At 69.7% G+C, this 11,467-nt stretch carries 5 protein-coding genes and 2 pseudogenes; all 7 read right to left on the bottom strand.

The genetic code is table 11. The features are described from left to right. Nucleotides 1-94, bottom strand: a pseudogene (locus tag ACWDZ4_RS34545) (IS3 family transposase); the annotation flags it as partial. Between the two features lie 472 nt (nucleotides 95-566). Further along, nucleotides 567-1,249: pseudogene (locus tag ACWDZ4_RS34540) on the bottom strand (IS6 family transposase). 461 nt (nucleotides 1,250-1,710) lie between these two features. Then, nucleotides 1,711-2,394: a LuxR C-terminal-related transcriptional regulator gene (locus tag ACWDZ4_RS34535; protein ID WP_451512346.1), complete on the bottom strand. Its 684-nt coding sequence runs from the start codon at nucleotides 2,392-2,394 to the stop codon at nucleotides 1,711-1,713. 388 nt (nucleotides 2,395-2,782) lie between these two features. Beyond that, complete coding sequence (locus ACWDZ4_RS34530; protein WP_451512345.1) at nucleotides 2,783-5,566, bottom strand: helix-turn-helix transcriptional regulator; 2,784 nt, start codon at nucleotides 5,564-5,566, stop codon at nucleotides 2,783-2,785. 585 nt (nucleotides 5,567-6,151) lie between these two features. After that, on the bottom strand, nucleotides 6,152-9,055 hold the full coding sequence (locus tag ACWDZ4_RS34525) for an ATP-binding protein (protein WP_451512344.1): 2,904 nt from the start codon (nucleotides 9,053-9,055) through the stop codon (nucleotides 6,152-6,154). Between the two features lie 526 nt (nucleotides 9,056-9,581). Beyond that, nucleotides 9,582-10,337 carry a thioesterase II family protein gene (locus ACWDZ4_RS34520; protein ID WP_093804096.1) on the bottom strand — a complete coding sequence of 252 codons (756 nt, stop codon included), beginning with the start codon at nucleotides 10,335-10,337 and terminating at the stop codon, nucleotides 9,582-9,584. 378 nt (nucleotides 10,338-10,715) lie between these two features. Then, the coding region (locus ACWDZ4_RS34515; protein ID WP_451512343.1) for a phosphopantetheine-binding protein at nucleotides 10,716-11,467 on the bottom strand (752 nt) is incomplete at its 5' end.

Raw genomic sequence — 11,467 nt, 5'->3', positions numbered from 1 at the left:
CCCGTTTGTGGTTGATCTGTTCGCCCTGGTCGCGGAGCTCGGCGGTGATCCTGGGGGCACCGTAAGTGCCGTCGGATTCCCGGTGGACCTTGCGTGGACCATCAAGATCCAAGTCTCTCCGGTGTCCAAAACCCGAGGTCAAGGCCCGGAGAGCCGGATGACAGGGAAACCGTCATGTCCGGTTCGGCGGGAGGCCGCGCGGAACAGGACTCGCCCACGGCGAACACCTCACCGCGCGGCCGACCCAACCGCCTGGATCCATGGCTTCCGCCGCCTTCAACCGGCCACCAACACAGGTCAGCAGCCCACCACACGCCAGACGCAGCGCGACAGAACGGACGGAGCCGCGTGCAGCTCAGGTCGGCCGGCGGAGCACGCGAGCCGGTGACAACAACCATGCTTTCCGCGCTGCTGGTGACAAGTAGCGCGCCGACCTGGTGACAACTACCGTGCTTCGCCGCGCCGAAGCCGCAGGCCAGTGGCCGCCGAGGCGTTGTCATGTTGTTGGGTAGGTGATTGTCTGACGGCGTGTCGGGGCGTGATGGACCCCGGGTACGGTCCTGTTTTCAGGCCGTGGTGGGCCGGTCAGCGGCGCCGGTGATCCGATCCCGGATGGCGAAGCGGACGGTCATCTCGGCTCGGTAGTGATGTGCGGGCATCAGGTGACGGTGGGGCCGGAAGTGCGGCGAGATGCCGCTGAACGCGGACAGGAACCGCTGTGCCGCGCCCGTGGATCGCAAGCCCTTCCTCGCGCGTTCCCGCTGTCGGGTGGGCTGGTGGCTGTGCTCGGCCCGGTTGTTCATGCCTTTATGAGCGCGGTACTCGACGGAAGGCATGACCTCGCGGTGGGCGGCGCTGTAGGAGCGCAGCTTGTCGGTGACGACCACCCGCGGCACTGCACGCGTCTTCTTCATCAGGTGGCGGAAGAACCGCCTGGCGGCGGCCTTGTCCCGCCGGTTCTGCACGAGGATGTCGAGGACGTTGCCGCCGGCGTCGACGGCTCGCCATAGATACTTCGGCTCGCCGTTGACCTTGATGAACACCTCGTCCAAATGTCATTTGTCCCCGGGCTGGGACCGGCGGCTGCGCAGTCCGTTTGCATAGGCCGCCCGAACTTCGCGCACCAGCGGCGCACGGTCTCGTAGGAGACGATGACGCCGTGCTGGAGCATCAGCTCCTCCACCTCGCGAAACGATAGCGGAAAGTCGAACCGGGCAGCAAAACCACAAGCGGGGAATCCCAAACCCACTCGATGGTCATTCCATACGGACACCGGTCATCCAGAATTGACCATCAGGCACAATTACCGAGGTTACCGAGCAGTCCTCACCCCTCCACTCCATCACACGCGCGCGTGAACAGACGAAGTGAAGCCTTTTACCGCAGTCCAGCGACGCGAAACAACAGGCACACGGACGGCCGTCTTCCTCTGCCCCTTACCGCATCCTTACGCGCCGAGCGCGTTCTTTCGAATGCCACAGCAGGCAGGCGACTACAGACGCGCAAACGGTCCCACAAGGAGGCGATGCCGTTGAATGTTCAACCATTACCGTAAGGGATACCGACGAAAGGCCGCACCCGGGGAAGAGACCGGCGTGCCGGGCAGAACACAGGAACCCGCCGGGCCGCGGTGTCCTTTCCCACGGTCCGGCGGGTTCCTGCGGTGGCGATCCGCGGCGGGGTCGTTGGCGGCCGGCTCTGCCCGCGGTGCTACTTGACGAAGTCCTCGACGACCTTCGGCGGCCAGGTACCGACGTTGAGGACGCCCATGGAGTAGGCGCGGGAGACCAGGGCAGCCCGGTTCGGCACCCGCAGCTTCCGGAGCAGACCGGTCACGTGGTACTCGACGCCCTGTCGGCTCAGGTAGAGCCTGGAAGCCAGCGGGATGGTGGATTGACCCGCGGCTATGCCTTCGAGGATGCGCGCGTCGATCTCGGAGAGGATCTTCTTGCGATGGGTCACGACGCCTGCGTCCTGCGAGTCGTCCGAGGAGCGCATGAGCACCAGGATCGCTGCCACATCGGGGGTGTCCCCGCTCACGGCCGCGGCAGTGAGCGTTCCGGCGAAGGCGGAGTCCTCCGGTCCCACGGCCACCACGTGCGAGGCGAACCGCTGGCGCTTGCCCTCTACCAGTCGGGAGAACTGACGCATCAGCGGCTGCTGGACGCTGGGGTGCACCAGGTCCCGGAAGTTCCGGCCGCAGACGTCGGCCGAGGAGTCGCCGAACCGCCGGAAGAACTCCTCGTTCGCCTGCTGGACGGTCAACATCGGGTCGAGCGAGGCCATGCACAGCCCCGACTGGTCGAACCGCTGGGCGTGCGCGTATCTGTTCTGGCCGGATTCGAGTTCACTTATGATGCTCTGTGCCGAATCTGTGGGTACAGCAATCGCCATGAGGCCGCCATCCTTTCAGGTCCCCCGATTCACTGAGAATATTGAGCATTTTCGCGCGAGTGGGATAAGACCGCCGGTCGAGCCTCATGCACCCTCATCGACGATTATCCATTACTGAATGGAGAGTAGGTAGTGGCATGGTTACACGTCAACAAGACCCTTGTTCAAACGGCTAAAGCTGTGGTCCGAACCATGGATGGTTCGGTCCTCCGCGAACCCGTCGGCACGGGAAGTGCCCGAGGTGCCGATCGGGGCGGATTGACGGCTTCCACTCAATTCCGTCCGACTTGAGGTTCCCTTGAGGTTAGCAGCGATGCGGCGGGCGTGATCGATCGAAACAGTTACCGCGACGTTCTGTAGCATGCCGTTAACAGTCAAGAGTCGATGCCTACGTGGGAAGGGCGTCCGCCAGCTCGTGGCGGCCCGAGATACCGAGCTTCCGATAGGAATTCGTCAGATGTTTCTCAACGGCCCGTGAACTCACTCCGAATTCATCCGCAATTTCCTGGTTGGTAAACCCGCGGTTCACCAGCGTGATCACCTTGCGCTCGCTGCGGGTGAGGATCGCCGTCCTCGGCTCCGCGGGCGCGCCCAGGCCGTGCTCGGCCCGCTCGACCAGCCATGGCGCGCCGCAGGCCGCCGCGAGGGTGCCGGCCTCGCGCAGCACGGCCTCCGCCTCGGCGCCGCTGCCCAGTTGCCGGCCCAACAGCACCAGGGTCCTGGCGAGTTCCAGCTCGAAGGACGAATCGCGCAGTACGGTGACCGCTTCACGCAGCAGGGGAACGCCTTGTGCGCCCTGGAGCCAGCCCTTCAGCCGCAGAGCGCGCCCCAGCGCCGCGGGCGCTCCCCACGCCCTGGCCCAGACGAGTTCCTCATCGGCGAGCCGCAGGGCGGAAGAGGAGTCACCGAGGCGCTGGTAGAGACCGATGGCCTGCGGACGCCACGGGAAGAGCGCCGAGTTCCGCCACCCTGATGCGCCCAGTTGCCGGCCGCACGTCAGCAGGCTCTCCAGGGCCTGCGCCCGAAGTCCCCGCTGGGCGTCCACCGACGCCTGCAGAATCCGCAGCGAGGCGGTCAGGGCCAGACCTGCCAGCCTGCGCCGCCCGGCCCTGGCCAGGACCTGCTCGCTGAGCGCCGGGTCCCGCAGTTCGAGCACCACGGAGGACAGGATCATCGTGGACACCTCGCGCCAGTCCGCGTCGGCCATCGCCAAGGCGCGCTCGACGTACTCACGGGCAAGGGTGGGTTTGCTCTGGGAGACCAGGACGAACGCCCGCTCCGCGAAGAGGAGCACCGCGTCGGCGCCGGCCGTGTTCTGCCGCCGGTTCTGGTGTTCGGACGACAGCCAAGAGGACACGACGTCCACCGCCTCGGCGGCGAACAAGGTGGCCATCACCAGGGGAAGCAGCGTGTGCGCGCGGCCCGGTACGGCCGGCTCGCGCTCCAGGATCCGGTCGGCCGCGCGGGCCGCGTCGGCCGCGGGCAGACGGCCGGTGAGCGTTCCGGAGAAGAGCAGCACGGCCAGCAGTTCACGTTCGGCCGCGGAATCCAGCGCGGGCTCGTCCCCCAGACCGCGCAGCCGCTCCATGGCCGAGGCCAGCTCGCCCGGGTTCTCGTGCCCGTAGTGCCGCAGCCTGGCCTCCAGGCGCAGTCCCAGCTCACGCGCGGGGCCGTCCCGTTCGGCGGCCGGGCCCAGCCCTTCCGAGGCACTGAGCAGCAGTTCGGAGCAGGAGGAGTGCACCGCACCGAGCGGGGACGGCGGTATCCGCAGGACGGCGACGGCCCGGTCTTCCGGCGTCGTCAGCAGCGGTACGGCCTGCACGATGTGGCGCCGGCATGCCTCGTGGTCGAAGCGGCTCTCCGCGATGGCCAGTTCGACTAGCAGCCCGGCCCGGGTCTCGCCCTGGTCATGGTGGCTGAGCAGCACGCGGCGCAGATAGCGGGCGGCGCGCTCCGGCTCACCCTGCCGTATCGCGTATTCCGCCGCGGCCCGCAGCACCGTCGCCGCCCAGGGGCGGACGGTGCCGGTGACGGCCATCAGGTGGTCGGCGACCTGCTCCGCGGGGCGGCCGTTGGTGTACAGCAGGTCCGCGGCGGCGGCGTGCCTGCGCTCGCGTTCGGCCACTGACAGGGTGGATTCCACGGCGTCCTGTACGACGCGGTGGATGAAGCGGGGCTGGAATGCGTCGGCGAGCAGCCCCGCCTCGCACAGCGCGCGCCGCGCAGCGCCGAACCCGGGCGCGTCCAGTCCGGCGAGCTTCCTGATGAGCGCGGGATCTCCGTGGCCGCCGAAGGCCGCGATCGCCACCGCCACGTCGCGCACCGCCCGTGGCCGGGTCCGCAGATGGCTCGCCAGCCGCTCCCGGAGCTCCGCGGGCCGCAACGTCCGCACCCGGTCGGCGTGTTCGGCGGTCGGGGGGTGGCCCCGCGCCTCCATGCCCAGCAGAAGTGATGTCAGGAACAGCGGGTTGCCGCGGCTCACTTCATAACAGGCGCGTACGTACTCCTCGTGTCCGGCGGCGTCGCACCGTTCTCGGATCATGGCCCGCGTCGCGTCGGGCGACAGCGGCGCGAGGCGCAGTGTCTCCGTGGCGGCGGAGGCGATCCGCGGTACCAGGACGTGACCGGTTCCCCCGTCGCCGTCCCGCAGCGTGCAGACGAGCACCACTCGAAGTCCCCGCAGCCGTCCGGCCACGTCGGCGAGCCAGCGCAAGGAGGGGAGGTCCACCCACTGGAGGTCGTCGACGAGGATCAGCAGCGGGGCGTTCTCGCTGGCGTCGGCCAGCAGGGAGCGCAGGCCGTGCAGACATTCCTCGAACACGGCCTCGGACGGCGGGTGAACCGTCGGCGGGTCGACGGCGCCGAACATCAGCCGGCCCGCGCGGTCGGACCGCTGCGCCCACCGGTTGCGTTCGGTCTCCGTCGCGCCGGACAGCAGGCTGTCGAGCAGTTGTCGCACCACGCCGAAGACGAAGTCCCGCTCCATCGGCGCGGCGTTCGCCCGCAGTACGCGTACGTCCGCGGTGCAGACGGCACGGGGCAGTTCACGCAACAGTGCGGTTCTGCCGATGCCGAGTGGTCCCGACAGCAGGATCACGGAGGAGTCGCCCTCTCGGGCGGCACTCAACGCGGCCGCCAGTCGGCCCAGTTCCCTCTCCCGCTCAAGAAGCATCTCTCGGCCGATCTCTCATCTTCCCTACCGCGAGGCGCAGTTCCCGGCGCCCGGCGGTACGGAGCTTTCGGCGGGCAGCGCCCCGTCGCGGCCGCAGGGTGCGGCCGCCCTCGAAGAGCGGATCGGAGACCTCGCGGTTCCCGTGTCCTCGCCCCGTGCGGACCGCGGTGTGCTGTCCGGCGGCCGGGAGCGCGCTCCCCCGCGGAGGCGCGGTGGCGTCCGCCGGCCGTGGGCAGGTCGGCGCCAGTGGCCGGAACCGACACGTCCGCGCGGTGTGCGGGCAGCCTCCACGGACCTCTCTCGTCCGCTTAGGCAACGATGTCATGAGTCGACCGACCAGGCGGCCGGCCCGTCCACTCGCGGCCTCGCGAGGCTCGGCGCAGAGCGGACGCGGCTCGGCAGGGCGGACATACCGGACGGTCATGAGAAGCAGGGCGTCTCGCGCACGGCATGGCCGCACACGCTGCCGGTCGGGCGCGTTCACGCCGTCCCGGCGGTTGTCCGGTCCGTATGCGGGCTCCAGGGATCGCACCGTCGGATACTCGTTTGTCCGGCCAGTCACACGTACCGCCCCGCCTGTTCGCTTCAGCGTCGCCAACGTGATTCGGATGTCCGGCCGGGGCGCTGCCCGTCGGGGATGTCCGGTGTGCGCAGAACGGAACCGAGTTCGGTCCGCCCGCTGACCCCCAGCTTGCGGTATACGCCAGTCAGATGAGTTTCGATGGTACGTACCGTGACGAACAGGGCCTCCGCGATCGCACGATTGCTGGCCCCGGCCGCGGCGAGGCCCGCCACCCTGCGTTCCATACCGGTCAGCATGTCGAGGGGCGAGGCGCTCATCTTCCGCATCCTGCCGCCCGCGGTGACCAGTAACCTGCGGGCGGACCCGCCGAGCGCCAGTGCCCCGCAGCGCTGTGCGAGGTCGGTGGCGGTGCGCAGATGCTCTCGGGCGCCGCGCTGGTCGCCCGTCTTCAGCAGGGCGCGGCCGAGTATGAACTCGGCCTTGGCGTGCTCCACCCTGGCAGGCGAGTCCGCCAGGGCGGCGACCGCTTCGGTGAGGGTCTCGATGCCCGTACCACCGGGAGCGATCACCCCGCGGGCGAGCGCGGCGAGGCCGAGCGCGCGGGGGGTACCCCAGCGCTGGGCCAGCTCGGTGCCGTGCGCGACCATGTCCCTGGCTTCGTCCCCCCGGTTCATCACCGCGAGCAGGCAGGCCGCCTCGGACCACCAGGGTGCGAAGACCGGATTGCTGAACCGGGATTCCTCGAGGGACCGGCCGCACTCGAGATACAGGCCGAGGGACGCCTCCCAGTCACCGAGCGCCCATCGGGCACGGGCCTGCGCCATGAGACTCAGGTGGTACTGAAGGACGTACCGCTCCAGACCGGCGCGTTTGATGCCGCGGAACACCGCCTCGGCCTGTTCGGCCTCACCGCGCTCGACCAGCAGGGACGCAAAGGTGATCTGCGGCAGCGCGCTGCCGCTCCCCCACCGCTCCGCCCCGATGATCTCGACCGCGGTCTGCGCGTCGGCCAGCGCGTCCGGGAACGCGCCCGCGCCGTGCAGCACCAGAGCGCGGGTGGACAGGGCGAGTACGAAGGTCCAGACGGCGGCGTTGTCCTGGCTGCGCTCCAGCGTGCGGTCCAGCGCGCCCAGCGCCTCGGTGACCTCGTCGGCGAGGCTGAGGGCGAAGGAGGAGACCAGCAACGACCAGGTCTCCAGCTCGCCCCCGGGCGGAGTGAGCGCGCAACGGGCCTGTTCGGCCGTCTGCTCCGCCGAGCGGCCGTCCATCGCGGACAGCACCGTCATCATCGCGAGCATCTGGCGCTGGGCAGGCGTGTCTCCGGGGGGCGCGGTCAGCAGCGCGGCCCGGTCCAGAGTCGCCGCGACCGTCGACTTCTCGTCCGCCCCGACGATCAGCAGAGTCGACTCGACGAGTGTGTGCAGCTCACGGTCGGACAGGTCCGATGGGGGCCCCAGTTCGGCCTCCAGCTCCGCCAGGACCGCCTCGAGGACCCGTACACCTTCGGGCGACCGCTGGACGGCCAGGCAGACCGTGCCGTACCGCACGGCGGCCATGGCCCTGGTCCGTACGTCGGCGGCCAGTCCCAGCGCCTCTTCCAGCACCAGGATGGCGTCCGCCGGATTGGTCTCCGCGAGCGACGCCGCCATCTGGATGCGCAGCGGCACACTGTCCGGTTCCGCCTCCAGCGCCCGGCGCAGATAGCGCACCGCGGACTCGGGAGCGCCGCGCCCCTCGGCCTGGGTGGCAGCCTCACGCAGCACCGCCGGCATCCAGGGCTGCGTCACGGCGGGAAGCAGCATCAGCCGGCCCGCCACTTCCTCGGCGGGCCGGCCCACGTCGCTCAAGAGCAGGGCGGCTCTGGTGCGCAGCGCGGCCAGCGCCTCGGCACCGAGGGGTTCGAGCGCGGCCGAGCGGACCACGTCGTGCACCAGGTCCGCGCGGTCCGCGGCCAGCACCTCGGCGCGCCGCAGCGCGACGACGCCTTCCGCGACGAGCGCGGGGGGCACCTCGGCGAGCATGCCGACCAGTTCGGGGGTCTCCTCGCCCAGGACCGCGATCGCCCTGGCCACCTCACGCACCCACAGGGGCTGGCTGTCCAGCAGCGCGATCACGGAGGACGCGATCACGGAGCCGCCCACCTCGGCGACCCTGCGCACGCCTTCCCTGTCCGGCTGCACGCCCTCGGCGCGCAGCTCGCCCAGGAGCCGGCTGAGCGTGAGGGGGTTGCCGCCCGAGACGGCGGCGGCGCGCTCGACGAAAACCGGATCGACCGGCGTCCGGAAGATCTGCCGGGCCATCTCCCCGACGGCGGACCGGCTGAGCGGCGCCAGCCTCATCACGGTGGGACGGCGCTGCGCCGCGATGTCGGCCAGCGCGGAGGGGGCGACCGGTTCGGCGTCACTGCGGTGGGCGAGCACCACCAGCAGCGGAAGTTCCTCCGCGCGCCGCAGCAGGAAGTCCACCCAGCCCAGGGAACGTTCGTCGCACCAGTGCACGTCGTCGAGCACGAGTACGAGCGGGCGGTCCACCATCAGGTTGGCCGCGAGCCAGTACAGCCCGTGCAGCACCGGGTAGGCGGCGGAAGCGTTCGGGTTCTCCCGGTCGAACTGTCCGGACATGAGCGCGGGCAGAGCGCGACGGGCGGGTCCGCGCAGCAGAGGGGAGTGCCCGGCTCCCGCACCGTTCAGTCCCAGCGAACCGAACAGCTCACGCACGCCGCCGTATCCGGCCTCCCCTACGACTTCGCCGCAGGAGCCTTGCAGCACGGTCATGTCACGGCAGGCTTCGCTCTTGAGGAACGCCTGGAGCAGGCTGGTTTTCCCGATGCCCGCGGGACCGGACAGGATGACCAGCCCCGCGCACCCGGAGCGCGCGGCCTCGGCCTGCCGGGCCAGCACCCGCAGCTCATGACTGCGGCCGACCAGAGTGCTGGACAAACCGGAGAGATCGGTCTGATCCAGCATCGAGGTCTCCTCGCATCTCGGGGAACGTAATAGTCCGGTGACTCGTCGACGCATTCCGCCATCCCGCAAAAGCAGTTGAAACGATTAACGGGCGTGAGATTACATGATCACAAAAACCCGCACCATAAAGCGCACGAGCGCGCCCGGAATGCGGCGGTCACCTGGCGCAAACTTGATCAAGCACCGCTGTCCGCCGATCGCCGTCGCGCCGTGAAGGCGCCGTCTTCAGGCGCGCCGGAGTGCCGCCACCGGTGCGCGCGGCGCTTCCCGGGCCCCGGACACGGCACCCGGCCGGCCCGCCGAGAGAGCCACGGGACGACCAGGCGCAACGGGGTGGCCGGGCGAGAGGGCGTCCGCACGGAGCTCGATGGGCACAACGGGCGTGGGTATGGTCCCGCAGCTGGTCACGGGCACGACGGACGTCACGTCTGTCTCGCGGTGACGGTCACCCAGGGGGAACCAGTCACCGGCGACACCCGTCACACCACGCCCCGGTCAGTCCGAGGACCGGCCGCTCACGCGCCACTCACGTCCCGGCGGACAGGTGCTTGCGCAACAGCGCGATCACCGCCGGAGCCTGCGCACTCAGGTAGAAGTGCCCGCCGGGGAAGACCTGCAGGTCGAAGGCGCCCGTGGTGTGGCGGCTCCAGTCCTGCGCCTCGTCCAGCGTGGTTTTGGGATCGTTGTCGCCGGTCAGCGCCGAGATCGGAACGCGCACCGTACTGTCCGGATTACAGCGGTAGGTCTCGATGGCCTGGTAGTCGCTGCGGATCGCGGGGAGGATCATCCGCAGAATCTCCTCGTCACCGAGCAGCGCGGTGTTCGTGCCGGACAGCAGTTTCAGCTCCGCGACGATGCCGTCGTCACTGAGCGTGTGCACGTTCTCGTCGCGGTGGCGGGACGGCGCGCGCCGTCCCGAGGCGAACAGATGGGAGAGTTCACCGCCGTCGGCCTCGAATCGCCGCGCGACCTCGAATGCGATCGTCGCGCCCATGCTGTGCCCGAAGAACGTGGTGGGCCGGGCCCGGAGCTGCTTGCGCAACGCCTCGTAGACCTGATCCGCCAGGACTCCCAGATCGCCGGGGCTGGTCTCTTTGCGCCGGTCCTGACGGCCGGGGTACTGGACCGCGAACACCTCGGCCACGGAGGCCAGCTGCGCGGAGACCGGGAAGTAGAAAGACGCCGAGCCACCCGCGTGGGGGAAACAGAAGAGCTGTTCCGAGCTGTCCGGTGCCGGATGGAAGCACCGTGCCCAGAGGCTCTCCTCGGTGGACATCGTCATCGACTTGCATCCTCCTAGGAGTGGGCCGGGCGCACTGAACCGCACAGCGGTCCGAATGGCCGGGCCGATGTCACGTGAGCATGCCGGGACGTGGGCCACCGCGAGCGCCTTGCCCTCGCCGACGCGACCGAACGTCCCATGCGGTACTCCTGCCGAACAGAGCGGACGGAGGACTGGCGTCGCCCGTCTCACCGACCGCTACTACCGGCCCGATGGCCGACGCCCTCCATTCCACTAGGCAGGACAGTGGGAAATTCCCTAGTCCCTGCGCGGACATCGGTGAGGAACCCACTCGTCAGTGCACGAACCGCCTGCGGGATCCCGGCCGGCGGGGGGCTCCGGGAGAGGTGTCCTACCCCTTCCGGTGCCCCCCGTCGTTCAGGACAGTCCGAGCTCGTCGTCGAGGAGAGCGAACACGTCGTCGTCCGACGCTGCCTCCAGGTCGAGCTCGCCGGAGTCCTTCGCAGGCTCCTGCCGCAGGTCGGCCCACTTCGTCCGCAGCACCTCGATGCGTCCGGCGACGTGCTTGAACTCCTGCGCGTCGACCGTCATCTCCGTGATCGCCTTCTCCAGACGGTCCAGGACGGCAAGCACCGATCCGGCGCCGCCGACCTCCTCCGTCACCAGTCGGGACCGCAGATGATCCACGACAGCGGTGGGGGTGGGGTAGTCGAACAGCAGGGTGGCCGGCAGGCGCAGCCCGGTGGCCGCGTTCAGACGGTTCCTGAATTCCACCGCCGTCAGGGAGTCGAAGCCCAGTTCCTGGAACCGCCGCGTGGTCCCTACCGCCGACCCGTCGGTGTGTCCGAGGACTGCGGCGGCCTGATCACGGACCAGCGCCAGAAGAACGTCACGGCGTTCCTCCTCCGGCATTCCTGCCAGCCGCTGCCCGAGCGACTCGGCCGACTGCGGAGCGGCGGTCGCCGTGCGCCGGGAGGGCGTACGGATCAGACCGCGAAGCAGAGCCGGTACCTCACCCTGCGCCCTGAGGGCGGCCAGGTCCAGCCGTACGGGCAGCACCAGCGCCCGCGGTCCGGCGAGTGCCGTGTCGAACAGGGCGAGGCCCTGCTCGACGGAGAGCGGCGGCATTCCCGAACGGGCCAGCCGCTGCATGTCCGCCTCGGACACAC

It is taken from the genome of Streptomyces sp. NPDC003016, assembly GCF_053591455.1.
This window is presented reverse-complemented; position numbering and strand designations above follow the sequence as displayed.

What these genes read in the sequence shown, in the direction of transcription:
- ACWDZ4_RS34535 (WP_451512346.1), bottom strand. Translation starts at nt 2,394, where the DNA reads ATGGCGATTGCTGTACCCACAGATTCGGCACAGAGCATCATAAGTGAA.
- ACWDZ4_RS34530 (WP_451512345.1), bottom strand. Translation starts at nt 5,566, where the DNA reads ATGCTTCTTGAGCGGGAGAGGGAACTGGGCCGACTGGCGGCCGCGTTG.
- ACWDZ4_RS34525 (WP_451512344.1), bottom strand. Translation starts at nt 9,055, where the DNA reads ATGCTGGATCAGACCGATCTCTCCGGTTTGTCCAGCACTCTGGTCGGC.
- ACWDZ4_RS34520 (WP_093804096.1), bottom strand. Translation starts at nt 10,337, where the DNA reads ATGACGATGTCCACCGAGGAGAGCCTCTGGGCACGGTGCTTCCATCCG.